The sequence below is a fragment of the Alloscardovia criceti DSM 17774 genome (assembly GCF_000376885.1).
Taxonomy (GTDB): domain Bacteria; phylum Actinomycetota; class Actinomycetes; order Actinomycetales; family Bifidobacteriaceae; genus Alloscardovia; species Alloscardovia criceti.
Window position 1 is genome coordinate 30289 of record NZ_AQXR01000005.1, and the last position, 26942, is coordinate 57230.

Annotated in this window: 17 protein-coding genes, 1 tRNA gene and 1 pseudogene; 8 read left to right on the forward strand and 11 right to left on the reverse strand. The window is 47.4% G+C overall.

Going from position 1 to position 26942, the window contains the following annotated elements:
• Window positions 1-64: 64 nt before the first annotated feature.
• Entirely contained in the window at window positions 65-2602 is a 2538-nt protein-coding gene (gene dnaX, locus D570_RS0100305) for a DNA polymerase III subunit gamma/tau (RefSeq protein ID WP_026181726.1), read from the reverse strand.
• Between the two features lie 617 nt (window positions 2603-3219).
• Window positions 3220-3780, reverse strand: a complete 561-nt coding sequence (locus tag D570_RS08830; RefSeq protein WP_245531833.1) for a DUF4422 domain-containing protein — start codon at window positions 3778-3780, stop codon at window positions 3220-3222.
• A 199-nt stretch (window positions 3781-3979) separates the two neighbouring features.
• Between D570_RS08830 and D570_RS07990 the strand changes: the two are divergent.
• A pseudogene (locus D570_RS07990) lies at window positions 3980-4690 on the forward strand (sugar transferase); the annotation flags it as partial.
• Here the strand turns inward: D570_RS07990 and D570_RS0100320 are convergent.
• The 7 genes from D570_RS0100320 to D570_RS08935 form a co-directional block, all read right to left on the reverse strand.
• Window positions 4668-5165 carry a flp pilus-assembly TadE/G-like family protein gene (locus D570_RS0100320; RefSeq protein ID WP_018142417.1) on the reverse strand — a complete coding sequence of 166 codons (498 nt, stop codon included), beginning with the start codon at window positions 5163-5165 and terminating at the stop codon, window positions 4668-4670. The pseudogene D570_RS07990 and the gene D570_RS0100320 overlap by 23 nt on opposite strands.
• Complete coding sequence (locus D570_RS08930; RefSeq protein ID WP_018142418.1) at window positions 5146-5571, reverse strand: TadE family protein; 426 nt, start codon at window positions 5569-5571, stop codon at window positions 5146-5148. Before D570_RS08930 ends, D570_RS0100320 begins: the two co-directional genes overlap by 20 nt.
• Complete coding sequence (locus tag D570_RS0100330; RefSeq protein ID WP_018142419.1) at window positions 5552-5785, reverse strand: DUF4244 domain-containing protein; 234 nt, start codon at window positions 5783-5785, stop codon at window positions 5552-5554. The genes D570_RS08930 and D570_RS0100330 overlap by 20 nt, the downstream gene beginning before the upstream one ends.
• 161 nt (window positions 5786-5946) lie before the next feature.
• Complete coding sequence (locus D570_RS08000) at window positions 5947-6456, reverse strand: hypothetical protein (protein ID WP_018142420.1); 510 nt, start codon at window positions 6454-6456, stop codon at window positions 5947-5949.
• A 12-nt stretch (window positions 6457-6468) separates the two neighbouring features.
• Entirely contained in the window at window positions 6469-7107 is a 639-nt protein-coding gene (locus D570_RS0100340) for a hypothetical protein (protein WP_018142421.1), read from the reverse strand.
• Window positions 7088-8227, reverse strand: a complete 1140-nt coding sequence (locus D570_RS0100345; protein WP_051067161.1) for a CpaF family protein — start codon at window positions 8225-8227, stop codon at window positions 7088-7090. Before D570_RS0100345 ends, D570_RS0100340 begins: the two co-directional genes overlap by 20 nt.
• A 4-nt stretch (window positions 8228-8231) precedes the next feature.
• Window positions 8232-9224: a hypothetical protein gene (locus tag D570_RS08935; protein ID WP_018142423.1), complete on the reverse strand. Its 993-nt coding sequence runs from the start codon at window positions 9222-9224 to the stop codon at window positions 8232-8234.
• Between the two features lie 663 nt (window positions 9225-9887).
• Here D570_RS08935 and D570_RS0100355 point away from each other — a divergent pair.
• The 4 genes from D570_RS0100355 (at window position 9888) to D570_RS0100370 (ending at window position 14500) form a co-directional block, all read left to right on the forward strand.
• The gene (locus D570_RS0100355; RefSeq protein ID WP_018142424.1) at window positions 9888-12134 is read left to right on the forward strand and encodes an RNA degradosome polyphosphate kinase; all 2247 of its coding nucleotides are present in this window, start codon (window positions 9888-9890) and stop codon (window positions 12132-12134) included.
• Between the two features lie 117 nt (window positions 12135-12251).
• Window positions 12252-13454, forward strand: coding sequence for an NUDIX domain-containing protein (locus tag D570_RS0100360; protein ID WP_169331200.1), 1203 nt, complete (start codon window positions 12252-12254; stop codon window positions 13452-13454).
• On the forward strand, window positions 13444-14124 hold the full coding sequence (locus tag D570_RS0100365; RefSeq protein ID WP_018142426.1) for a hypothetical protein: 681 nt from the start codon (window positions 13444-13446) through the stop codon (window positions 14122-14124). Before D570_RS0100360 ends, D570_RS0100365 begins: the two co-directional genes overlap by 11 nt.
• Window positions 14125-14427: 303 nt before the next feature.
• Window positions 14428-14500: transfer RNA gene (locus D570_RS0100370), tRNA-Lys, on the forward strand.
• 147 nt (window positions 14501-14647) lie between these two features.
• Here D570_RS0100370 and D570_RS0100375 read toward each other — a convergent pair.
• Together D570_RS0100375 and glyA are read right to left on the reverse strand one after the other, a co-directional pair.
• On the reverse strand, window positions 14648-15844 hold the full coding sequence (locus D570_RS0100375) for a cobalamin-independent methionine synthase II family protein (protein ID WP_018142427.1): 1197 nt from the start codon (window positions 15842-15844) through the stop codon (window positions 14648-14650).
• A gap of 286 nt (window positions 15845-16130) precedes the next feature.
• Entirely contained in the window at window positions 16131-17411 is a 1281-nt protein-coding gene (glyA, locus tag D570_RS0100380) for a serine hydroxymethyltransferase (RefSeq protein ID WP_018142428.1), read from the reverse strand.
• Window positions 17412-17592: 181 nt separating this feature from the next.
• On the opposite strand from glyA, the gene D570_RS0100385 reads away from it, so the two are divergent.
• The 3 genes from D570_RS0100385 to D570_RS08010 all read left to right on the forward strand — a co-directional run bounded on the left by D570_RS0100385 (window position 17593) and on the right by D570_RS08010 (window position 26899).
• The gene (locus D570_RS0100385) at window positions 17593-18807 is read left to right on the forward strand and encodes a MalY/PatB family protein (RefSeq protein ID WP_018142429.1); all 1215 of its coding nucleotides are present in this window, start codon (window positions 17593-17595) and stop codon (window positions 18805-18807) included.
• A gap of 667 nt (window positions 18808-19474) precedes the next feature.
• Window positions 19475-22810 (forward strand): Ig-like domain-containing protein, encoded by a 3336-nt coding sequence (locus tag D570_RS0100390; protein WP_169331201.1) that lies wholly within the window; start codon window positions 19475-19477, stop codon window positions 22808-22810.
• 75 nt (window positions 22811-22885) lie between these two features.
• Window positions 22886-26899, forward strand: a complete 4014-nt coding sequence (locus D570_RS08010; RefSeq protein WP_018142431.1) for a discoidin domain-containing protein — start codon at window positions 22886-22888, stop codon at window positions 26897-26899.
• Window positions 26900-26942 lie beyond the last annotated feature (43 nt).

A 26942-nucleotide genomic window follows, 5' to 3' on the forward strand; every position in this document is an offset into this window, starting at 1 on the left:
GGGTGGTCTGTGTGGTTCGGGTATGCGTATGCCCGCTTTGGGACGGATTTATGCCTATTCGTTTTTAGCTCTCGTTCAGAGGATTCTTTTCGTCATCCGCGCTAAATTCCACGACTTTCTTGGCATTAAACATTTTTTCGATGTCCTCTACGCTCATGGTCTGACTCGAGCCCAGCTGCGCGTCCTGCAGAGAATAATTATCCTCTTCCGCATTTACCTTTGGCTGGTTTTCCTCTTCAGAGCGAAGAGGAGCGTTAGTATTCTCTCGTGTAGCCTGCGAAACTGGATTGTCGACAGCGGATGGACGCTGCGCATTTTCGGCAGGATTGCTTGTTTCAGTCTTGAGAGCTGGTGCGGCTTGTTGCTGGGCAGGCTCCGTAGGCGTTGCTACTGTCGTGCTGAGCACTACCCCATCCAGCTGCCCATACTCATGCTGGACCTCCGGTTGAGCCCACGGATCGTAGTTATCATCCGTGGATGAGTGGGCAGAGTGAGGCTGCTCTGGGCTGTGCACGGATGCTGGATTTTCTGTTTCCTCCGCTGCTGATGAAGAGTTTTCGTTCTGCATCTGGTGGGAGGTTGCGTGTGGCTGCGAGCGCGATGGCGTCTGCTGAGCCCACGGATCAAATTCGCTGATATTCTGCGCATCTTCTTCTGGCGTATCACGAGCGGACTCATTTACTGAGCCGCGCCCGTCACTCTCCGTATCATCCTGCGTGCTTTTCTGATCAGAAGCAACTGAGGTGTGACTCTGCTGCCCATGCGCCTGACCATGAGACGCCATTAATGCGTTGACTTGTGACAAAGCATTTTGTGCTGCCATCTGAGCCACCTGTGCTTTGACTTGTGCACGCTGAGCAGGATTGAGATCTCTCATCGGCGTCACCGTTTGACCATCTGCTGTGCGTGGAGCTGGGGCTACTCGAATTGGCTCACCCAACTCCTCCTGCAAGCGCGAATCTAAGATACGTTGCAAGGATGTTTCCCCATTCACCGGCTCGCTGGATACGGCAAGTCCAAAGGCGTGCTGGCTTAATGGCTGAGCAAACGTAAGAATCATTAAACGTCGCCCCGCCCGTATTTGAAACTCTACATGGGGAATATGCTCAGCATTAACCACGACACGAATCTTCTCTGGCAGTGAGGAAACGACGACATTCCACACCTTTTGAGCATCCGGCGCCTGTGTGGCGTGCTCGTGTACTGTTGGAGATTTCATTTGAGCCGGAGATTCCATGCTTGTGCTCTGCTTTACGACATCACCGCGCGCTTGTTCCTCCTCGACCGGTGGCTGCGTGCTGGAAACCGGCGCAATCTGAGCCGAATGAGCAGTTTGTGACGCCACAGGCTGCTGAGGAGGCGTAGTCTCCGGCGTGGACTGCGTAGCCGTTTGACGTGCTTGAGCGCGTGGAGACAAGCTGGCATTGCCTCGGGCGGTAGCACGTGACGATGCGATACCTCGGGATTCCCCGTTTTCGGAAGCAGTAGAAATCACACTTTCCTGAGGTACTAGGAGCTGCGCAGCCAGCAATTCAAGACGCATACGCGCTGGCATAGTACCACTCATCGATTCAAGCGAATCGTTGATATGCTCAGCCATGCTATTAAGCGTACGAATATTCAGCTCGTTAGCCTGACGCTGCATATCCTCCATCGTCTGAGCCGATTGCCCCGAGCTCAGCGCCGATTCTGCTTGATGTCCTGCAATGGACAGCACAAGAAGATCTCTCACATAAGCAAGCAAATCCTCCACGAATTTACGTGGGTCAAATCCTCCTGTTACCACCTTTTCCACAACTGTATACAGAGCCGCACCATCGCGGGCAATAACAGCGTCTATAGCCTCGCTAATTAAATGATCCGGTGTAAAACCAAGCAAAGCCACAGAATCCTCATACGTGATTAGCCCATCTGTAGCCCCCACCATCAGTTGATCGAGCACGGACAGCGTATCGCGCATAGATCCACTGCCCGCGCGCATAGCCAAGCGCAATACACCTGGCTCCAAACTTATGCCTTCTTTAGCGCAAATATCCTCCAAATACGGTTGCATAATTTCCGACGGCACAAGCCTAAACGGGTAATGATGCGTACGCGAACGAATCGTTCCAATGACCTTATCCGGTTCCGTGGTAGCAAAAATAAACATGACATGCTCCGGCGGTTCCTCCACCGTTTTGAGCAAGGCATTAAAGGCGCTGCCTGTTACCATGTGCGCTTCGTCCAAGATAAAAATCTTGTAACGGTCACGCGCCGGGGCAAACTCTGCGCGTTCACGCAGTTCGCGCGCATCATCCACGCTTCCATGGCTTGCCGCATCGATTTCCACCACGTCAATAGATCCCGGACCATTCGTAGCGAGATCTCTGCAGCTATCACACACGCCACACGGGTGCGAAGTCGGTCCTTTTACACAGTTAATGCACCGTGCAAGAATGCGTGCGGATGATGTTTTTCCACAACCTCGGGGACCTGAGAAGAGATAGGCATGCGTTAATTTGCCCTCATCGAGCGCTCGAGACAAGGGTTTTGTCACATGATCTTGCCCTACAACTCCATCAAATGTGTCTGGTCTGTAACGTCGATACAATGCTAATGCCATGGCTCTAGGCTACCGATTTCTTGGGACACATTCCTATAACCATTTTTATCATTCGACATTGTCGTTATACGCATACAATACTGCACAACATGCGTCTCGATATTCCACGGAATCGATCATCTGCATCTTCCACTATCAAACTGATAGTGTTTCATAATTCATACATTTAAGGATTCACACGGGCATTGGTTTGAATGAGAAAATCACTACCACCGCGATTACTTATCCCCGGGCATAAAAACCTGATACGAATAGAGTTGTCACGACGAACCTGAATAAGTTCTTTCACAAACTGTAAAGAGCACCCTGCACCACTTGAAGCTTGTCGCCTGTGATATGAACGAGTTTTCCAGATTGATTTAAATGCTTCCACACATCAAGTGTCTATAATCCCATATTCTCTCACAGAGCTACAGAATATTTAGAAGCTCTTATCATATTTATTGACGCCAATTTTTGCTGACAAAAATCCTATTCCCTTTTTCCACCAATTGACTGGTTCCGGACTTACTACGGGAACCTCAGTATATGAATAATTGTTCGTCTCCAGCCAAGGATCCAATAATCGTTCACTGACTCGACCTAAATAACGTGCTTGAAAAGCATCGCCATATTTTTCAGGGCTCAGTTTTTTCCAACTCGAAAAGGATTGGAAACAGCCACGCACAATATTCATCGAACTTTTTCTGCCTCATGACAAACATATTAAAAACATGAGCATTTCTGCTATGCATAAGCCTATCCCAAGCTTCAACGTATTGAGGAGCTAGATCAATCAACACTTCCCTGCAGGTGTCAAACCGTTCGCTATGGAATGTGTGCGCATAGTGACTATAAATCGATTCGATGTAATAATTACGTTTCTTAGCCAGTACAATATCATGTTGGCTTAGTATTTCTGATAATTCTGGCTCTTGAATTACCCTTTGATACGGGTCACGGGACATTCTATTTTTCAGTTGTTTTGATCCCAGAAGACGGCGATAATGAACTATCCCCTTATATGCAGAATCGTTATTTTTCCAAAGCCAGTAAAGCGCTGTTAATTCCGAATAGTACGCATTCTTGGCCGAAATATTGTTTCCTGTATCATCGCTTTGATAATTCTCGCCAAGATTAATGTCAGGATGAAGTGCCTTACCGACGTACAACGGCAAATACATTAATCCTTCTGGCATAGATTATTGTTTGTGAGGTGCAACCGCAATTGTTATATCGGACATTCCTATCTCGTTTTTCTTAGTTTCCAATACGCCGCATCGAAATGACTAAGCGTGCTCCTAGTGCTGAATCAAGCACTACTCCATAGCCTTTAAACAGGATTCGGCCCCTTCCTCATGCTGCATCACTCAGCGTGAGGAAATGTTACTTTGTGCCGATTTCACAATCGCAAAGAATATTGCAAATGTCAGTGGTGCACGGTTACGAACTCGCTCAACGTCTACGATGCCTATTATTTTGGCGAGCCTGCCGCAGTACAGCACCTTGACAGCACTGATCAAACGCTTCTTTGACATAGTGTTGTCAACTTTGGCTCTTATCCTAAGCACTCCAGTCATGGCTTATGGGGCTCTACGCATTAAGCTGGAGGACGGCGGCCCTGCAATTTACAAGCAACAGCGCATCGGTAGATATGGAAAGCCTTTTACAATATATAAATTCCGCTCCATGAGGGCCAATGCTGATAAACAAGACGAATCCCTCGCCGGCAAAATGGGCGTTTCGCATGGAATCCTCTTTAAAGCCAAGGACGATCCAAGAATTACTCCGTTTGGTAAATTCATTCGCAAAACTTCACTGGATGAATTCCCTCAATTCTTCAACGTGCTTAAGGGTGATATGAGTCTTGTAGGACCTCGTCCACAACAGCAATACGAAGTAGATGAGTATGGCTCACTCTATTCCACGAGATTGCTTGTAAAGCCAGGAATCACTGGTCTGTGGCAGATATCTGGCAGAAGCGACCTGTCGCAGGAAGATTCTGAGCGTTTGGACGTATCCTACGTAGAGAATTGGTCGGTTACAGGCGACATAGCCATTCTTATTAAAACCGTTGTAGCGGTAATTAGAGGATCTGGTTCGTACTAATCGGCATTGACGTCTCCTTCATCTCCACAGATAGACGATGCGTGTTGCTTTGCAAAGATTGGTGCCTTGGCATTAATGTCAAGGCACCAATCTTTTTTGCGAGACATTCACGCGGTCCTGCACGCGCGGATGAAACCGGCTGAGGCAGAAAATTCATGGAGGGAAATCCACGAATACTTACCTGAACCGATCGATCCATTACTCTGCAATCTTCGATAATGAATGATGATTCGTCGGCAGACATCTGCGCTTGTGAGCAAATCTGGGTATCTGAAATTTGCTTATTTTCGAGTTCGGAAAGTTGCAGTTCAAAGGCCAATTCAAATGAAATTCTCTGGGCAACGGACTGCGCAGTGGACGCGCACACGAGATAACTTCCAGTGCATGCAACGAGAAACGCGAGTGCACCACAGATCGCTACCAGAGAGACACCTAAAACCGTTCCTGAGCCTTCATCAGTCTTCGCTGTGCACATACCTGATCCCCTTTGCTTGTCCTTGCATCACAAGTGGCACGTGATAATTTCCTGCACTGAGTACAGGGCAGCTCGTAGTTACCACGAATTCCTCATCAGACCATTCCATACTTACAGAGCTGCTGTTTCCAACCAGCTTTTTCACCGTTTTTTCTGCTTCGATGACCGATTCAGAGATAGGCTGACCTGCTTGGTCAGACATAATGGCCACATAAGCAGCTTGCCGAGCCGCATCATGACAGTCCAATTGAACTATGACAACTCTCACTAAACTGATGAGCAGCATAGCCACAGCCACCACGGTCGGAAAGACTATAGCGAATTCTGCGGTAACCGTGCCTGCATCCGAGCGATGCAGGCATCGAGTCACCTGTGCAGTCAGTTTGCTAAACAATAGAGAGAGCATCGGTTATAAGATTCGTTACGATAGAACGCACTGCATCCGATTTGAACAAAGCCACCAACACTCCAGCAAAACTTGTGGCAGCTACAAGCACGATGGCATACTCTGCTGTAGCCATGCCTTCGTCGCTGGTGTTTAACTCTTCTAATCCTTTGCGCACTAAACCTGTGCAATCACTGCTAGCTTTAATTATCAATTCGTTTATCTTGTCTTTCATAGTTTTTCCTTTAACAGATAGCGGGGTGGTATGTGGATATGGACATCTCACTCGTCATGGAGTCCATATCCATAATTCTCAGGTACATCAATCCATCTCGAAGTATTGAACAGACGATGTGAACGGATGTGGATAACCGTGTCGCACATCGCAGAACCCTGCTAAGACAAGGAAAACCAAGACGAGAGGAGAGGCACAACGGTCAGGATGATAAAGCCTGGTAAAAAACAGAGTCCTAACGGAAGCAGAATTTTGATAGACAACTCATGGGAGGCTCGCAGCAAAGCTTGATTTTGTTCATCCTTCAACTGCTCGATAGCATGCTCAATGCGTAGCTGCGGCGATACACCTCTTTTATATGAAGGCTCTAATATCTTATGAATAATCCCGAGCACAGGTAATCTTGGATGAACCGCTAGATGCGCTTTCCAGACTTTGTCCCAGTCTTGCCCAAACATGAGCCGTGTGCCAATATCCATGAGAATAGCACCGTGCGCATCGCCCAACACCTGTCCTACCATCCACAAAGCCCGCGGCAGCGACGCACCTTGCTGGAGTGTAACCTCAAGCATTTCTAGGATGAGCTCGGCATTATAACCTGCCGAGGTTTCACCATCGAGGCCGGTCATAACCTCTCGAGATTCTAGGATTCTCTGTATTCTCTGTTTCATCGCTGCACACCTTTACGAGCGCATACTCGTACTGTGCGCAATCTGTGCTGCACAGGGCGCAGACTGATGTTCGAACTTTCTCAGCAAGCTCTGCGCCCACAGGGTGCCTACTATATAGAGCATTCCTGAGCTCGTAAGACAACCCACACCCACTGGAGTAGAAAACAGAAATTGCAGAGAGTCTGATCCAGTTATCCCTCCGATTGAGAGCACGAGCAAGGGCAGACCCAGCAAGATTTTGATAGTCATGCGCGCTATTGCGGTAGCATCATTTTTACGGCTTTCTCGCTCCTGAGTGCGTTTCATATCCTCATTAAGGATTTCTAGGCAATGCACGGCAGAGCATCCCGCAATTTCGCTGAGCTTGCACACAGCGTACAGTTCGGAAATAAACCTTGTGCGCAGAGCTTCTTTATGAAAGGACGTATCACGCACTCGACGTCTGACGAGGGAACGGATTGCGTAGGTATCTAAAACAGAAGTCTGTACACGCTTTTTCCCCACCATCGCGAGCGCGGAATGCAGCGATAATCCTGATTTCAGCGCAGAAATCAAACCAACCACGAGCTCCACGGGCGTAAAATCTTTCAAAAAACTGTACACAGCACGTTGATTCATCTGCCGTAGTCTTTCATACTCCATGAATGCCATGCGTACCTCCTTGTACCACGCGCGCAAATTCAATAGTGCTATCGCTTATCTCCTCCGTATCATTATCATTCGAAAAAGTCTGAATCTCTGATGGCGAAGGATGGTACTGTGCTAGTCCCTGACGAAAACTCTCATACCATGTCATAAATCCGTCCGCATACTGCGCTTCCCCGTGCCCATCCCACCGCGTAAGAACCTGTCCCTGCAGACGACCATTCGAATCCACACTAAGGGTGCCGATTTGAGCAATATGCCGGCTCTTTTCAGTGCGTTCCACATGCAAAACCACATCGAAAGCACCAGCCGCCAGCATGGACATGGCCGGAATATCAATCCCTGCAAGCAATCCTAAAGCACAAATCCTTGCCGGCACTCGCTCGATACTATCCGCATGAACGGTGGCGATGCTGCCCTTATGCCCCGAATTGAGCGCTCGCATAAGATCTGCAACTTCCTCTCCGCGGCATTCACCCAAAACAATGCGGTCCGGCCTCATGCGCACCGTTGCGCGGATCAAATCACTCAAAGTAATTTCGCCCGCGCCCTCCACATTGGATTCTCTAACCACCAGTGACTCGCTATTGTGATGCACGTTGTGCTCCAGCTCTCGAATTTCTTCGACCAGCACCACGCGCTCGCTCGCCGGCACAGCTGCTAGAAGCGCTTTGACAAGCGTTGTTTTGCCCGTGCCTGTTCCGCCACAAATAAGAACCGACTGTTTCGATGCAACGATGGCTTCTAAGAGAGGTTTCCACTCCTGCGGAAACATGCGCCGCTTTGCCAGCTCATCCAGTGTTGCCAAATGATGATGAGGCAATCGTATAGAAATCGACGCCCCACGCGATACGATGGGCGAAAGCACAGCATGCACGCGCAAGCCCTCTGGCGAGGAGGCATCGGCAATAGGGCACGCATCATCAAGCCGCTTGCCCAAGCTAGCGCACAGTTGAATGGCAAAATCTCGCACCATGGGAGCCGTTAGGCTGCCGGATTCCAGTGTCTTTTCTACCATGCCATTGCCGTAATCCGCCCATATGCGCCCATTGCTTGTTACCGCAATATCCGTCACCAAAGGATTTTGCACTATGTCAGATAAGGGCCCCAGAAGATTTCTCATCATGACCTCAGCCTTCAGACCACGCGTGCACAGTTTCACTAGGCACGATTGGTGTAATCGAATCGGCTCGGACTGTGCGTGTACGATGTTCCTGCCTACAGACGCCATATTCATGGACAAAGGCTTGGAGCTGAGAATCGAAGGATCTCGGAAGCTTTACCATCCCCCAACCTCTCTGCTCGTAGACCGGTGCTTGCCGGATATAAGGAATCTGCCCAAATATCCGCGAGCCTAAATACTCCTCCGCCTGATACGCACTGAGTGCCGCACCCTTTGAAAGCAAACGAGAAGATTTGCGAGGCGCCACAAAAAGCACTGGATCATCCCATCTCCAGCCTGCAGGACGAGTCTGAGACGTCTCGCCTGAGTTCAGAGCCTCTACCACCTGATGCGCACGCACAAGGGACAGAGTAGTCAATGGCGAAATAATTATCGGCTGAATGCACACCAACTGGCTTATTGCACTCCATGCACGTGCTATATCTGAGTCCATGCCCTGCCCACAATCGCAAATGACCACTTCGAAGTTTTCTAGTAGCGCCTCAAAAATGGCCTTAATTTCCCACCATTTTTTCGCCTCCGAGCGCCACACATGCCATGGTAGAAGCCGAAAATTCTCGCAGGCAACCAGCTCTTCGCCAAAATCAGTAGAATCCACCATGCCCAAAGGAGCTTGAATATTATGCCAACGCAGACCTTCCGTCTCTTCGCATCCCGCGAGGATATCGATACCTCCCCTGAAGAAGTCACAATCCACCACACAGACTTTTTGAAGATTCTCCGCACAGCTTTGCGCCAGATACAAGGCAAAAGAACTGGCTGTGCATCCCCCACTCGCTCCAAACACAGCAAAAACACGGGAAGTGCTGTGATACCCATCCCGAGAGGGTACAGGATTTATCTGCTCGGCGTTGTAAGCACGCACCTCGTTGTGCGTATTGTCTGGTGACGTACTCGTGCGGAAATCTGAGCTGCCTTGCCTGTTGTGAAAATTCTCCATGCATCCACTGTGGGTTCTACGAACTGCGAAATCCAACGGGACGTGACCTGTTAGCAGATGTGGAAAAACGCCGTGCAACACGCACCTCAACAGCAAAACTAACAAAATCGAACATTTTTTGGTTAATTCAATCAAAAAGAAGGGATTAAAACTTTATGCTTACGAGCATTTTCTCAACCAAGTGATCAATTGTGAAGATTCCCAATTTTTCGGCATTTTTCGGCGTTTTTATTTGATATATCCACCAGAACCGAGGATAATAATAAGTACCAAGGAAAACTAAAGAGTGGAAGCCCACACGAGTAACAGCAACTGATAGGCTGAATGAGGTTGGGCGGATGGATGAGACTTTTACCGCCAGAACAATGATGTTGTGCAGAGATTCCACTTAGTGACTTGGTAAGCCGGCTCTTCGGAGCCGGCTTTTTAATTGCTTTTACGCCTTTATCCGGATCCGAATTCTTGTCCAAACATCATGAAATTACGGAAAAGCGAAAACATTTTTTTCACCACCATTCAGCATCATTATTTCAGACATCCCATTTTGTTTTTATTCATACTTTTTAAAATTTACTCAGGTGTTTTTCCACAACCTAAGAAGAAAACGCAAAGACCTAACATTTGCGCACACATAAAAGTCGCGGATGCCCTTAAACTAGAGGTATGGCACAACAATTTACCGGACCCAGTAAGCAAATCTTGCGCAATCAAATTGCTGAGCATATTGCTGAAACCGAAAAAGAAGACAAGTATTCCGCCCTTACCGCAGATTATCAGCCTCTTCCTGCCAATCGTTTCTACGATCGTGAATTAAGCTGGCTTAAGTTCAATCAACGTGTATTCGAACTTGCTCAAGACTCTACATTGCCTCTATTGGAACGCACCAATTTCGAGGCAATTTTTGCAAGTAATCTGGATGAATTCTTTATGGTGCGAGTTGCTGGTCTGAAACGACGCATCAACTCAGGAATTGCTGTACCCAGTGCAAGCGGTATGAGTGCACGCCAACAACTGCGTGAATTATCCGAAGAAGCACATCGCTTGCAAGATGAGCATGCACGCTACCTCCGCGATAATTTGCTACCTGCTCTAGCTAAAGAAAACATTATTTTGCTGAAGTGGGCTGATTTAACTCCAGCTGAGCAGGAGCGTTTGACGAAGACCTATCGTCGTTATATTTTCCCTGTGCTGACGCCATTGGCCGTGGATCCTGCTCACCCATTCCCTTATATTTCCGGTAAATCGTTGAATCTCGCCGTTCTCGTGGAAAACGCCGTAAGTGGTAAAACTCACTTTGCTCGTGTGAAGATTCCTGACAATATGCCACGTTTGCTGTCTGTGGACGATCCTAGCGAGAGCACCACTCCGGTAGCTGAAAATACGACACGTCGTTTCGGCTTTATCACCTTGGAAAACCTGATTCTTAGCCATATTGAGACACTGTTCCCAGGTATGACCATTAAGGAAGCACGCGCATTCCGCCTGACCCGTAACGAAGATATCGATGTGGAAGAGGATGATGCAGAAAACTTGCTGAACGCTATGGAGCGAGAGCTTTTGCGTCGCCGTTTCGGACCTCCAATTCGTTTGGAGCTTTCGGATGTGACAAGCCCTTACTTGAGCAAGGTGTTGAGTACACAGCTGGGCGTGGATGATTCTGAAGTGTATCGTCTTCCAGCTCCACTGGATTTGACCTGTTTGTTTGAGCTCCATGGCATTGACCGCCCTGAGCTGAAGTACAAGTCCTTCATCCCAACCACAAACCGTCAAATTGCCGAGGTGGAGTCCAGTAGTGCGCAGGATATTTTCGCTGCAATTCGTGAAAATGATATTCTTTTGCACCATCCATATGATTCCTTCTCCACGTCTGTGCAGGCATTCTTGGAACAGGCTGCAAACGATCCTAAGGTTTTGGCTATCAAGCAAACCTTGTATCGCACATCTGGAAACTCTCCAATTATCGATGCTTTGATTGATGCTGCACATGCGGGCAAGCAGGTACTTGCCTTGGTCGAGATTAAGGCTCGATTCGATGAAGAGGCGAATATTGCTTGGGCTCGTAAGCTGGAGCGCGCGGGTGTGCACGTGGTGTACGGCATCGTCGGCCTCAAGACTCACTCCAAGCTGTCTATGGTAGTACGCAACGAAAGTGATGGTTTGCGCCGCTACTGCCACATCGGTACGGGTAATTACAATCCAAAGACCGCACGACTCTACACGGATATGGGCTTGCTCACCTGCGACCCTGTGGTAGGTCAGGATTTGACACGTCTGTTTAATCAGCTTTCGGGTTATGCGCCAAAGTCCAGCTTCCACCGCTTGCTCGTAGCTCCTCGCACCATTCGCACGGGCTTAATTGAACGCATTCAGCGTGAAGAACAAGCCGCACGCAACGGTCAAGAGGCATGGATTAAGATCAAGGTGAATTCTTTGGTTGATGAAAAGTGCATTGACGCTTTGTACCGTGCAAGCCAAGCGGGTGTGAAGATTGACATCGTAGAGCGTGGAATCTGCGCCCTCAAGCCCGGTGTGCCAGGTTTGAGTGACAATATTCGCGTGCGTTCCATCTTGGGTCGATTCCTTGAGCACAGCCGCATCTTTGCCTTTGCAAACTCTCAAGGCCCACAGATTGGTGAAGGCCCAATGAGCGGCCCAGAGGTGTGGATTGGCTCTGCTGATTTGATGCATCGCAATCTTGACAGGCGCGTTGAAGCATTGGTACGCATTACCGATGCTCGTCAGATTCAAGATCTTTTGGATTACATCGATTTGCAGATGTCTGATTCCACCAGCTCGTGGCATATGCTGCCAGATGGTTCCTACGAACGTCACGCATTTGATGAAGAAGGCAAGCCATTGCAGGATAGCCAGTCCCTCCTCATTGCTCGACATTCACGTCGGAAAAATTAAAGAACAGTACTTTTAAGTACAAATTTTTAGAGCTTACGAAAAATTCACGATGGGCAACTTTTGAGCAACCCATCGTGAATTTTTCTCAGCTGATCCATCTCGCTTTTATTGAGCACTTTGAATGAAACGATTCGCATGAGTAAAAATGTCATACAAGCAGCCGGTTCTGTACTCTACCGTTTTACCGAGTCTGGTGAGTTACGCCTGTGCATAATTCATCGGCCTCGGTATGACGATTGGAGTTTGCCGAAAGGAAAACTTCGCGCTCACGAGTCATTAGCACATGCCGCCGTGCGTGAAACTGCAGAAGAGTCGGGCGTTCAAGCGATTTTGCAGTCACCCCTGCACTCCGTGTCCTATGTTTTAGGCCCGGATAACTCGGATGCTCCCCTGCCCGAGCATCTCAATGTCAGTGACGAAATTGGAAGCGAACAGCCCGCTCAGCAGTTGGCCCAGTCGCAGGCTGCTCAAACCCAAGAATTGATGCACAAGAAAGTGCATTACTGGATGGCATATCCACTGCCGGATGATCAGCGTCATGCGCGCACGGCTAGCTTTGGCGAACTCGTGCATTTCACTCCTGAGGAAATAGATAATATCCGGTGGATTAGTGCACACGAGGCCATCTCACAGCTGACGCGTGAGGATGACAAGGATATTATCCGTGATTTTCTTTTGCACATTCAGTCGGGCGAATCTCAAGCCTCGACTTTGATATTGGCCCGAAATGCTAAAGCCATGCCAAAGAGTTTATGGGCGAAGGATCCCCAGCAGCGTCCGCTCACACCGTTGGGCGCAGCGCAAGCACAGGCATTAACCGCAGAGCTCAGCTGCTACGCTCCGGAACGTGTTTATACCAGCGATAATAAGGCTTGTAGGGAAACAGCACGCCCTTGGCAGCAAGCCAGCGGCGTGCATACGATGATTTTTGCCGCTCCAGCGCCTGCGGCTGTTGCACTGCATCGTCAAAGTGCTAAGACTACCAATGCAGAGGTCATTTCTGATACGGACCCGGATACCTTGGCGATGTCTGAAAATCTTGCCGAAGTTATGGAATTTCTCGTGTCCAAGCCACGCAGTCGTGCGGCCGTGATCGCCACCAAGTCACAGCTACGTCATGCTGCAGAAATCTTGGCGGAATTGGCCGATAATCGAGCCGTAGCTCATCGCATTAAGCAGGAATTAAGCGCTAAGAAAGCTTTGGATTATGCTGAGGCGGTAGCGATTACTATAGTGCCTACACGTGGTGCACTGTATGAAAACACCAGTCGTTTATGTTCTATTCGGCACGTCACGAAGGTGAAACCCATTGTCTTCTAATTCTCATGGCATTTCTCATGCGGGCTCGTCTTTTGCTGCGCATCGTTCCGGTTCAGCGCGTTTTTCACGCCCTATGCAACTCGACCAAGCACTGCTCGACCATATGGCTGGCGGTGCGGACCCACAGGCCTTGCGTGAACTCGCACACACGACAGCGGCTTCTTTACTCGACCGTGTACATCACACGCAAAATCCGGACATCGTCCAACGCGTTATTACGGTAGTGGATAGCGAGGGCATTGAACCCATTGCCGAACTGTGGTCCAGTAGCGATGCGCAGTCTTTGCCGGGCATTTTGTGGCGTCTGTATACCATGCGCACGTGGATGCATCGCAATCAGCAGTCGCTTGCTGTGCTGTGGCGCGAGGGCGACTTCCCTCCGACTGCGGCGAGCGCGATTACGGGGATAAACAGCTCCCCAGACGCCAGCGATATTGCGCTTACTGCGGATTCCATTCTTTCCGGTGCGTTTACTGGGGACTTTGCCGTAGCTTTGGAACGCTCTTCTAGCTTCTGCCATGTGGTGGCAAAGGCTTTAGCGGAACGCGCGAAGAAGCTTCCTCAAGGCAGTCAGCGCGATGCCGTGATTAAGAATGCCAAGCATTTACTCAGCACGGCTCAGGACTTCGCGGCTGGCGCAAATCTGTGGAGAAACGGCGAGCTGTATTAGGCCGTGTTTAGTACGTACGGACGTTGTGCGAAATTTTCATTCACTTGCAGAAGAATTGCGCCTCGCTAGCTTGTGCATTTCATCCTTATCACGGTAAGATAATAGTCGCGCTGAACCGTGCTTAAGCCCCGGGCTTCATTTTTTGCCGCTGCGAGCGGCCTTCGCGCCGACTGGCGCTTTCGCGGTTCGGCGTTTCTTTTATTTTCTTCGTTTGCTGAGGATGTACAGAATCGGTAGGTTTTACCACTTTTCCCGTGTCATAATTTGGCAGGCGTCACCGATTATGCTATTATTTCAAAAGTTGCCCCTCTGGCTCAATGGTTAGAGCAGCGTCCTTTTAAGTCGTGGGTTGTGGGTTCGAGTCCCACGGGGGGCACACATTTTTTCTTTTTCCTAGGCAATTCAAAAAGGCCTAATAAAACGTCTCCTCCCCATTGTCATCAATGAGCGAGCACGTTCTATCAAGCCTTCTCCAATACCAAGAAAATCGCCTATTCAGTTATAGATATCCTCGAACTCAAGTCTAAGACAGATGTTCGGAAGCAATCCGTGCTCCCTTAGCCAAGGTTTCCAGCTTAGCCCAGGCGATGTGCGCATGAATACGTCCGCCTAAACCACAGTCGGTGGAAGCCACCACGCGATCAGCACCTACGATGGAGGTGAAGCGTTCGATGCGCTCGGCGACGAGTTCAGGATGCTCCACGATGTTGGTGGAATGAGTGACTACGCCTGGGATGAGGTATTTTTCTGCAGGAAGTTCAATGTCCTTCCAAATCTTCCATTCATGCTCGTGACGCGCATTTGCGGCCTCAAAAGTCAGACCATTTGCATGCACAGACAGAGCCAAATCCACGATATTCTTGAATTCCAAATCAGTGGAATGAGGACCATGCCAAGAACCCCAGCACACGTGATAACGCACTTGGGCAGGATCGATACCCTCCAGCGCATAATTTAAGGCCTCGATGCGCGCGCGGGAGAACTCGCGGTAATCATCCAAATCTGGCTCAACCTTGAACTGATCCCAGGACTCAGTTAAATCAGGCGCATCAATCTGAACTGTCAGACCTGCATCGGTGATGGTCTTGTATTCCTCACGCAATGCCTTTGCCCAGGCCCACACGGACTCTTCATCATTGTCGTAATACTGATTGCCCACACGAGCTGCGGAGGCCGGGGAAACGCTGGCGATGAAGCCGTCGCTTACCGGCTTTCCCACCTTCTCCAATGCCGACTTCAACGAGTTGATATCACGCTGAACGATGGCCTGTCCGGTGTACGTGACTTCGCCGGTAATGGTTGGGAAGACTACGCTTTGACCGTTCGCGAGGTGGATGCCAGAGGTTGGGTCACTGTATGCATCTGCAAACTTTACCCAGTCACGACGGTCTGCAAAGCTGTCTAATTCGAGCTTGCCTTCCGGCGTTGGCTTGTGCTCTGGGACGTGGTCGAGGACTTCCAAACCGCTGAATCGCTGGAAGGAGTAGCTCCACCACGCACCATAATCAACCTTCTCTGTCATAGCATGACCGTATTCGCCGTCGTTGACGATGTCGATGCCAATTTCCTTTTGCTTGGCAACGACTTGGTCGGTTTCCTGCTCCACGATGGCGGACAGCTGGTCTTCGCTCAGCTCCCCCGCAGCAAAATCGGCATTAGCTTTCAGCAAGGTATCGGTGCGTGGCAATGAACCTACATGCGTTGTGCGAATAGTAGTCATGATTCTCCTCGAATAAGTGGCGTTTTTACTGATGTTTCCGATTCTATGGGACGCTAGTGGGCAAATAACTGAAGAACTTCAAAATCGATATACGCGTAACTTATAGCAGGTCAAAGAAGAGCGAAATCTCGGGTTTTCCACATGTCGGCACACTTCGGCTACACACAGATTTTCTCAGAATCAATCTCAGCACATGGAAAATGAAAAAGCGCGAGAGCCGGCTGAGCCCTCACGCTTTTGTGCGATTTTTTGTTGCACACACACCTTCATTCAGGTGAAACTCACGTTAATGCGTCTGATCTAAACCCTCATACAGGGGGAAGTCCTCAGCCAGCTTAGCCACGCGAGCGCGCAATGCTGGGACATCCGCAGACAATCCGTCACGCAACGTAGTGGCAATAATATCAGCCACTTCGCGGAATTCCTTATCGCCAAATTCTCGCGTAGCCAGCGCAGGCGTGCCGATGCGCAAACCGGAGGTGACCTGTGGTGGGCGTGGATCCCAGGGCACGGCATTGCGATTTACCGTAATACCCACCTGATCGAGCAAGTCTTCCGCCTGCTTACCGTCCAACGCGCTATTGCGAAGGTCTACGAGTACCAAATGCACATCCGTGCCGCCTGTTACCAAGCTGATACCGCTTTCAGCCACATCCTGAGCGTTTAAACGTTCCGCCAAAATCGCAGCACCTTCTATGGTTCGCTGCTGGCGTTCTTTAAATTCCGTGCTTGCTGCAATCTTGAAGGCTACAGCTTTCGCAGCAATAGTATGCATGAGCGGGCCGCCTTGCTGACCTGGGAAAACGGCAGAATTCAGTTTTTTCGCATAATCCGCATTGCGCGACAGCAACATGCCCGAACGCGGACCACCCAAGGTTTTGTGGATGGTCGTGGAGACAACATCCGAATACGGCACCGGGTTCGGATGGAGCCCCGCGGCCACCAAACCTGCAAAATGAGACATATCCGTCCATAGGACAGCTCCGACTTCGTCGGCAATCGAACGGAAAGCTTCGAAGTCCAGCTGTCGAGGATAGGCCGACCACCCGGCAATAATCATGCGTGGACGCGTTTCCAACGCACGCTCGCGCACCAAATCCATATTGATGCGATGCGTTTCAGGATCGAGACCATAGGACACCGCATTGTAGATTTTGCCGGAAAAATTAATTTTCATGCCGTGCGTTAAATGACCACCATGCGCAAGTTCCAGACCCATTACCGTGTCACCTGGTTTGACAAAAGCATGGTACACAGCAGCATTTGCTTGAGCACCGGAATGTGGTTGAACATTGGCATATGCAGCTGCGAAAAGCTTTTTGGCACGCTCAATTGCCAAGCTTTCCACCTTGTCCACTTCCTGACAGCCTCCGTAATAGCGACGTCCCGGGTATCCTTCAGCGTATTTATTGGTCAGCACAGAACCCATCGCCTGAAGCACAGACTGCGGTACAAAATTTTCTGATGCGATCATTTCCAAATATGTCTGCTGCCTTACAAGCTCAGCATCGAGCACGGAAGCAATATCTGGATCTACAGCTGCAAGTGGTTGATAAAAAACGGACATATTTACTCCCCTTACAAACAATTTTTGTAATACTAGACTATCGTGAAATATGAAAGCTAAAGAATTTTTCTGTGTTTTTATGGAAAGTAAAAAATGAATCTGGGCGATGCTTTTTGAAATTTGAAGGCACAGAAACACTAGAAGCACACATACGTAGCCAAAAGAATTAAGGAGTATACCAATGCAGTACGATTTCACCAGCATCATGGATCGTCACGGAAAAGATGCGCTTGCAGTGGATGGACCCGGATCGACTCCAGACATACGCCCAACGGCTCCAAAGGACGGATTTAGTCTGATACCAATGTGGGTAGCAGATATGAATTTCCCTACCGCTCCAAGCATTACCGAGGCAATTATTGAACGTTCCCATCATCGCGCTTTTGGCTATTTTACTCCGACAGATGAGTATTACAAAGCGATTATCGACTGGCATCGCATACAAAACGGCGTGAAAGATTTGAAATCTTCGCATATTGGCTACGAAAACAGCGTTTTAGGTGGATTAATGTCTGCATTAAACGCTTTTGCATCCCCTGGCGATGGCGTGCTTTTGCACAGTCCTACATACATCGGCTTTACTCATGCCATCGAAAACGGCGGTTATCATATAGCGCATTCGCCACTTGTACTCGATGAAAATGGCGTGTGGCGTATGGATTATGAAGATATGGATCGCCAATTGAAGGAAAACCACATACATGTGGCAGTATTTTGTAGTCCTCATAATCCTTCTGGTCGCGTGTGGGAACGTGAGGAACTTGAACGTGCAATGCAGGTTTACAAGAATAATGATTGCATTGTTATTTCCGATGAAATCTGGTCAGATATCCTCATCAATAATCACAAGCATATCCCAACGCAGTCGGTGAGCGATGATGCTCGCAATCGCACAATTGCTTTGTATGCACCAACAAAGACCTTCAATTTGGCTGGGCTGGTCAATAGTTACCACATTATTTATAACTCATATCTGCAAGACCGCGTCGTAGCACAGTCATCAAAATCACATTACAATGAAATGAATGTGCTCTCCATGCATTCACTTATCGGCGCATACTCTGAGACTGGACGAGAATGGCTTGAGCAGCTTTTGGATACACTCAGCGAAAATGTGAACTACGCCTACAATTACATCACGAAGAATTTCCCTGAAGTTAGTCTTTTCAAGCCTGAAGGCACGTATATGCTTCTGCTGGATTGCACTCAATGGTGCGAAAAGCATGGCGTAAGCATCCAGGAAATCGAGCAGCGCGGCTGGGATGTGGGTGTGGCGTGGCAAGATGGCGAAATGTTCCACGCAAAGAATTCCATCCGCGTCAATCTTGCTTTACCGAAGAGTCTACTCGAGGAGGCAATGCAACGTCTGAGTAAGTATGTGTTTGTAAAAAAGTAAAACTATGCTAAATCTGCACTGAACCTGCGCTCAAGCGTGAACGTATATGAGAAGGTGATGCCTTATGTATCACCTTCTTTTTTATCAGAACTTTACTTTTGAATTCTCTAAAAATCTCATAATAATTTCAGTAGTCATGACTTCATATAAGTTAACAAAATTAACATTTCATGTGTTATGTTGCTATGGTTGCGCAAACATTCTACAATGATATTGGGTGGATAACTTCAGACACAGATGTCTGTTTCATCCATGACATACACCCCTTCTGAAGGAGAAGAAGATATACCCAACATTTTCAAACAAACCATGACTACAAATTGCTGAGCATTTCTTCTACATACATCTACCCATAACAACAACACGAAACCCTATATAAATTAAGGATTTCAAAGCATATTGGCACTTACTTTTTATCCGTAAGAGCTGAAAATACCAAGACATGTGCTTTCTCATCGACGAGTAGGCACATGAGAAAGAGAAAAGTATGCACATCAAAATCAGACGAATCATAGCAGCACTTATCACAACAACTGCTCTATTCGCCGGTGGCAACGTTGCCATATCTGATGATTCATCTCCATCTGCGAATGAATCAAACACAACGGCTGGTCCACAAAATCAATCTGATAATTCAACTTCTACACTCGAAAAATTAAAGGAAACGTTGAACTCCACAAAGCCCGAACAGCTTACACCGCTAGCTTCAGGTTTCCGAGCAGACGACTCTGGCACAGCACCTTATGATTCATACACCACGAATAACGATGATCTCGATGCTCTCCATAAGGCACGGGAAGCTGCCCAACAACTCATCGATGAAGGTAGCACAGATGAGACCGCTCTCACTCAAGCACAAGAAAAACTCACAACTGCCTTCAACTCTGTGCGTTTTATTTACCATTACACCGCAATTACCGGAACCAACGGTATGCGCATTTTTGACAATAATGGCAATCTCATTCAGGCACATGGAGCAGGTTTTGTGACTGCTCAAACCTCAACGTTAGCAACCGAAGATCAGTACATCGATGCTAACCACGATGGCAAAGTTTATATTTGGATGGGAGAAGATAAAACAGACCGTCTTATTGCTCATGGCGTTCGAATTTATTATTCCGATGATCTTATGAACTGGATTGATAAGGGCCGTGGATTTGAAACATACCTGGGCGATAAAGATCTTCAAGAAAAGCTCAACGGCTCAGATCCTGTGTACCAAAAGTTCTACAACACGACCTCTATGCAATCTGACCCTGATTATACAAATATTTATGGCAACGATTTCACTGCTTTTTCAAAGGATAGTTCGAATAGCAATATCAGCAATGCTGGCCAAGCTCTCGATCATCTTCTGTGGGACTTAAAAGCGCTCAAAGGTGATGGATCTAATCCAACTCTTTCCAGTGCCGTATTTGAACGACCAAAAATGGCTTATAACGAAAAGACCGGAAGATGGGTCATTTGGTTCCACGCAGACGGACCACTTTATGGAGATGAGACCAAAGCAACGTATTCCAAAGCTAAGGCAGGCGTAGCAATCAGTGTCGATTCCAATCCAGCTGGCCCATACAAATATTTAGGCTCATTCCGCCTCAGCCCTGGAAATAATGCAAACAATCCTGGTATGGCCCGCGATATGAATCTGTGGATTGATGATAAAGACGCAAATCACGATGGGGTTAATGATGCTTATCTCGTGTATTCCAGCAATGAGAATAGAGATTTGACAATTTCTTTGCTTGACAGCACTTATACCAAGCTTGTAGTACCAAATGCGCAACAAAAACGTGGAACCGACATCGCTGCAGGCGCCACGTATAACATCGTTGCTACAGACTCTCGGGAGTCACCTGCACCGTTCAAATGGAATGGCAAGTATCACATCATTTACTCGCATACCACCGGGTGGGCGCCAAATGAGAATGAATACATTTCGAGCGAAACTGATAACTTCCTCGGACCATATGTTTCACATAAGACACCATTCATCAAGGGCGATGGATACCAACAAAACCCATCCAACTCCTTCTACACACAATCTAGTTACGTCATACCTGTAGATCAGGAAGCAGGAAAATTCATTTATTGGGGAGACCGCTGGTTTAATCCGGATACTGGTGCCGATATCAGCCAGTCTCGATATGTGATGACTCCACTACAGATGGAGGGAGATAACGTAAAAATTCACCCACATGGCGACTGGACACTTGACACACTCAACCAATACGAAGCTGTAAAAGTCACGACTCCATTCCCTACGGAGACCGGCTCTATGTCAGAGCTTATGAAATCTCTTCCACAGGAAATCGATATTGTGCGCGGTAGTGATGCAACCCCAACCACAACTAAAGTGACGTGGGATCATTATTACGGTCCTGACCAGCCAGCAGGAAAAGTCACCGTGAACGGTACTCTATCCAATCCTCAGGGAGCTCGTATCAGCTTTACTGTCACCGTATACCCTAAGAACACTGTGCTTTTCATTGATTCTGGAAGCAGTGCAGAAAATGAATCGGATTATTACAATTCTATTCGTGCTAATGCTCCTGATTTGATGAATAAAACTACCTCAGACCAACCGTATTCGCAAGGAACATGGGGATACACAAGCGCAGAAGGTGAAGATGGCGATATACAAAAATATGGTACTTCATCAAATGACATCTATGACACTGGCTGGTACGCAAACAAGGGGAAAAACATTGATTACAAAGCTGATCTTCCAGCCGGAACTTACACCGTTACGGCCGGCGTAAAAGACTGGTGGGCACAATGGAACAACCGAACAGTACAGTTTGTGATTTCTGATAATTCTGGCACAATTCTTGCTAAGGATAATGTAAATGCGAAACAGGCAAGTTCCACAAAACCTTTGAAATTTACCCTGGCCCAAGCACAAACAGTAACTTTTTCTGCTCAGAAATCCTCGGTCAACAATCTCGACCCAATTCTGAACTGGATTAATGTAATTCGAGCTGGTGACGACGAAGTAGTTAGTGCTGAGAGCACTGGTTCAGTCGGTGTAAAAGAAGGGGAAAACGTCAAGCTCCCAGATTCAGTCAACGTTAGTCTTGCAGATGGCACAACCCAAAAGCGCTCTGTTTCTTGGGAAGAAATACCACACAATGTACAACCTTTTATGCCTGCATATGTACGAGGCACAGTAGATGGTACTACCCTTCCAGCAACTGCAACAGTGTATACAACGCCAGACCATCTTGAATATTTCATTGATGTCAATTCTGACCAATCACCTGCATATGCAGCCATAGATGATGTATTTGATAACGCTCTTGTCAATCGTACGTCTGATCAGGCAGACAACGGAACATGGGGAAACACTTCTAAAGACTATGGGACTCAAAATACAAATTCTGATAATCCATACCTATCAGGACTCTATGCAGGTAAGTCAAATACTAACCGCCCATTGTCTTATCGCTTAACTCTTTCCCCTGGAAAGCACACAGTTTCCGTGGCAATGCATGACTGGTGGAATCATGAGCGCCTTACGACTATCACCTACACGGTTGGAGACAGTGAAGCACAAGATTTTGCAACTGCTACTGCCACGCAGTATAACGCTATCGCGACGAATACCATTGAAATCACTGGAGATGCGCCGCAATCAGTTGAAATAACTCTCACGTCTGAGCATGGTACTGGCCCTGTGCTGAGCTGGATTAGTTCACGTAGAGTTATTGAATCTACACCTGAACCAGACTCGGATACACCTCCAGATTCAAATGACTCTGACAATTCCGAAAATAATGGTGAAAATCAAGGAGAAACACCTAAAACCAATGATGAAAACAACACAGAGAAGACTAACAGCAATGATGCGAATGAGGAAAACTCACAGGCTTCTCAGGTCAACACTAGTAAAAAATCAACTATAGCTCTTGCTGAAACAGGTAGTGCAGTTCTTGCTCTTACGGTCGTAATCGCCGTAAGCCTTGTAATGGGCTGCGCCATAACCCTCGCAAGAAAAATCTCATAACGAGTTAGCTTCTGGGGTGGCATGGTTTTCAGCCTAAGCATGCCACCCCAGTTCACTGATTTTAAGGAATTTGTAATGAAAACAAGCAAACCTCTTGCTGCTTTCGCAGCAGCCTCATTGCTGGCAATGGGAACGGCCATACCAGCAAGCATGTTTAGCTCACCGGCATTTGCCGAGGATACTCAAACGGTTACCGTCACACCTAATCCATGGTATGCACATGGAACCTTCGATGGGTGGGGAACCTCCCTTGCATGGTTCGCTAACGCTACAGGAAAATATGGCGAAGAAGGTTTTGTCACTAACCGTGATGACATCAGCGAAGAAGCCTATCAAAAGGCACTCGAAAACGGTAAAAAATTAAGACAAGACTTTTATAACAGCATTTTTAGCAGTGATGGTCTCGATTTAAATATGGCTCGATACAATATCGGCGGCGGAAATGCTTCAGATGTTGCATATGATTATCCATTTATGCGTCAAGGTGCGGCAGTTCCAGGCTATTGGGCAGATGATCCGACAGGTTCTCACAACTTGTATGGAGGAATATCCACTACTCAAAATAACAAGGATGAAATTGCCAAAGCTTTTGACCCCGCCGATAAATCACAGTACGACTGGTCCAAAGGACTTAGCCAGGAGTGGTGGATCGAGCAAGGACATAAAACTGGGGACATTACGCATATCGAAACTTTTGCTAACTCCGCACCATGGTTCCTCACATCCAGCGGTTATGCAACGGGCGGATCCAATTCCAGCACCAATAACTTACAAGACCCTGAAAAATTTGCTCAATACTTATTGACTGTAACCAATTATCTTGAGCAAAAATACGGTGTAAATGTTAACACCATTGAGCCATTTAACGAATCTGAAACCAATTATTGGGGCACACCAAGTTTAAGAGCAGGCGCTAATTGGGATGCCTACTATAATGATTCAGGTAAAAATACGACTCGGGCACAAAATAATATCGACTTAGTCAATCGTTATTGGCAGCGTTATTTCAGCGACAAGAATAAAGATGTAACTCCTTACAGCACTGCTGTGAAGAAGCCACAAGAAGGAATGCATGTGAGCAATGACATGCAGCAAAAAACTATTAAAGCCTTGCACGCGCTGATGGATAAAAACGATCAGACCATTATTGCCGCCACCGATGCTACCGATTCAGGACATCTTGTCAATTCATATAATGCATACTCTTCCGAAATACGCAATATGATTGGGCAATACAATACACACTCTTATGGCACAAATAATCAACGCGTAGCTCGTGATATTGCTCAATCTGAAGGCAAAGAACTATCTATGAGCGAGGTGGATGGAGCGTGGCAATCCGGAGGATTTAATCCTTACGAGTTTAGCAATGGTCTGGGCATGGCAGGAAAGATAAATAGCGATATTTATGCCCTGCAATCCAAAGATTTTAATTTCTGGCAGGTTGTCGAAGATTTGTATAACATGTCTACCGGAAGCACTGATGTGTATGGAAATGAAGCAAATCCAGCAGGCGAAAATACCAATTGGGGTACCGTATTTATCAGCTTTGACTGTACAGTTGCCGATGAGGATGGAAACCTGTATTCCGAACGCGATGTGGATAATAATGAAGGGAAAACCGAAGGCCTACAGCCTTGCTCTGTAATTGTAAATTCGAAATACAACGCAGTTCGAGCATACACCAAATTTATCCACGAAGGCGATTCTATCATTGCCAATAATCGCACAAGCGATACTCTAACTGCAAAGTCTAACGATGATAAGACACAAAAAATCATCCATACGAACTCTTCTTCACAGGATCAAACGCTCATTATTGACTTGTCCCAGTACGGCACAATTAGCTCTGATGCTTCTGCCCGATTGTTCCTGACAACGTCTCCAGCAGAGGATGAAAACTCCACAGCATACTTTGGCGCAACGCCTGAATATATGAATACATTCAGCAATGTGGAACAAAAAGATGCTGTGAAAATTGATGTCCAGGCTAAAACAGCAATGGTGACTGTTCCTGCACGTTCTATCGCATCCATTGAATTATCTGGAGTAAGCGGTGTAGCCGAAAATGCTGGCATCAAGTCGGGTCACACTTACGAGCTTGTGGGTCAATCATCAAATAAAATTCTCACCGCCCAAGCAACTGACGACAGTGCTCTTTCCATACAAGATTCAGCTACAACTCCTGAGCAAGCAGCACTTCAGTCTTGGACATTCCACGAAGTTACTTCCCCATCACTTCGTCCATCTTTGCATCAGTACATCATAACTGGTTCAGAGAGCAAAGTGCTTATTTCTAAAAATGGCACTAACGCTTTGGAATCTATGAGTGTGGACGAAGCAAAACAAAATCCAGCAGCCATCTGGATAGTGAATACAGAAAACGGATCATCTTTCAGCTTCACCAATAAGCAAGCGCAACGCTCCATGGATGTCAATAATCAAGATACTGCTGCTGGAACTAAGGTCGGCTTGTGGCTCTCAGGCGGAGGAGCACATCAAGCATGGTATGTACGCAGTATGGAGGCGATAAATGCTCAAGATGCAATAATTCACACTGCCGTGGGTAGCGATCCGGTATTACCTGAGCAAGTTATGCTTAACTACACTTGGGGAACAGCTCAGTCATCCAGCGTAGTCTGGGATACTGAGGGGATTTCTCAGAAAGTTCAGAATGAAGGAACTTTTGATATTTCCGGTAAGGCTCAAACACTCTTCGGACAAGAGATTCCAGTTACAGCTCATGTGCACGTAGGCGCTTTGACCGTTACAGACCCAGCTTCAATAACGATTGCCATAAATAGTACCGTTGATGACGTAAAAGAGGCAGCGCCTTCTACAGTGAATGCTCATATCTTATCTTCCCCTAGTTTTACGGCACCAGTAACTTGGGATTTCAGTGGTCTTACAAAAGATCTCTTAGAAAAGGAGGGGTCCTTCAGTATTACCGGGACTGCTCAAGACACCAGTTCGGGGTCAGATTTACCAGCAATGCTTACTGTGTATGTCACACAGCGTAATACTCTCGAAAATATCGCGCCTGACCATGCTACGGCCACTGCTTCAAGCACAGAAGGTAGTTATTCTGCATCAAACACTATCGACAAGCAATTGAACACAAACTGGTCTAATTGGAAGTCAGGTGGCGGCGATACAAATCCGTGGCTGAAATACGATTTTGATAAAGCCTATCCAGTGGATGAAATTCATTTCTATGTGGACCAAAAACGTGCCGAAGCAGCACCAAGTAAGATTGTTGTACAAGCAAAGAATGAGAAAGGAGAATGGGAAGATGTCTCGGAAACTTCTGCAGTAGAAACGGAGCAAGGTAAAGCTACTGTGATTGCTCTTCCTCATCCAGTATTTACTCAATCAATTCGACTCAATCTCAGTTACAGCTCAAAGGAACAGGAAGACTACTTTGCAAAGGTATCCGAAGTACAAATTATGGCTAAGGTCAATAACTCTCCAGCTTCTGATGCCTCACTTGCAGATTTACGTCTCGACGGAACTCAGTTACCTGATTTTAACCAAGATACGCGTACCTACACCGTTGACTTAGCAGATGATGTTACAACTTACCCACTCGTACAGGCATATGCAAGAGATACTTCAGCCACAATCAGTATTGAGCAGGCAAGCGTCAACAATAGGGGCGTCTCTGTTATTCAAGTTACTTCTGCCGATGGCTCTGTAACTGAAAAGACTACGGTAATCTTTGGTGAGCTACAGCAAACTCACCCAACTCCAGAGCCTAATCCTGATACTGACCCAAGCACAGATCCAGAAACAGACTCGGATTCCGATACCATCCCAGAGACAGATTCCAACTCCACTGAATCTTCTGACAACAATTCAACCGATAACACCACTGTTGCTACAAACAAGGACGATAAGGACAATCAGCACAAGTCTGTGAAGAAAAACAGCACCGAAAAGCATGAGTCTCTAGCATCTCCATCGGGACTTGCCAACACAGGCAGTTCAATACGATTAATTGCTGTGATTTCTATGGGTCTTATGGCATTAGCATTAGCTGTAATTATTGGTCAGCGTTTCAACCACAAGGAGGAGAATTTTCACAATTAACAACCTTTAAACACTAGCTAACCTGGGACGTGCAATATCATAC

Excerpts from the sequence above, each read along its gene's own strand:
- D570_RS0100330 (WP_018142419.1), bottom strand. The coding sequence starts at position 5,785 with ATGAAAGACAAGATAAACGAATTGATAATTAAAGCTAGCAGTGATTGC.
- D570_RS0100340 (WP_018142421.1), bottom strand. The coding sequence starts at position 7,107 with ATGGCATTCATGGAGTATGAAAGACTACGGCAGATGAATCAACGTGCT.
- D570_RS0100385 (WP_018142429.1), top strand. The coding sequence starts at position 17,593 with ATGCAGTACGATTTCACCAGCATCATGGATCGTCACGGAAAAGATGCG.
- D570_RS08000 (WP_018142420.1), bottom strand. The coding sequence starts at position 6,456 with ATGAAACAGAGAATACAGAGAATCCTAGAATCTCGAGAGGTTATGACC.
- D570_RS0100345 (WP_051067161.1), bottom strand. The coding sequence starts at position 8,227 with ATGATGAGAAATCTTCTGGGGCCCTTATCTGACATAGTGCAAAATCCT.
- D570_RS08830 (WP_245531833.1), bottom strand. The coding sequence starts at position 3,780 with ATGCCAGAAGGATTAATGTATTTGCCGTTGTACGTCGGTAAGGCACTT.
- D570_RS0100320 (WP_018142417.1), bottom strand. The coding sequence starts at position 5,165 with ATGTGCACAGCGAAGACTGATGAAGGCTCAGGAACGGTTTTAGGTGTC.
- D570_RS08930 (WP_018142418.1), bottom strand. The coding sequence starts at position 5,571 with ATGCTCTCTCTATTGTTTAGCAAACTGACTGCACAGGTGACTCGATGC.
- D570_RS0100375 (WP_018142427.1), bottom strand. The coding sequence starts at position 15,844 with ATGACTACTATTCGCACAACGCATGTAGGTTCATTGCCACGCACCGAT.
- D570_RS0100355 (WP_018142424.1), top strand. The coding sequence starts at position 9,888 with ATGGCACAACAATTTACCGGACCCAGTAAGCAAATCTTGCGCAATCAA.
- dnaX (WP_026181726.1), bottom strand. The coding sequence starts at position 2,602 with ATGGCATTAGCATTGTATCGACGTTACAGACCAGACACATTTGATGGA.
- glyA (WP_018142428.1), bottom strand. The coding sequence starts at position 17,411 with ATGTCCGTTTTTTATCAACCACTTGCAGCTGTAGATCCAGATATTGCT.
- D570_RS08010 (WP_018142431.1), top strand. The coding sequence starts at position 22,886 with ATGAAAACAAGCAAACCTCTTGCTGCTTTCGCAGCAGCCTCATTGCTG.
- D570_RS08935 (WP_018142423.1), bottom strand. The coding sequence starts at position 9,224 with ATGGAGAATTTTCACAACAGGCAAGGCAGCTCAGATTTCCGCACGAGT.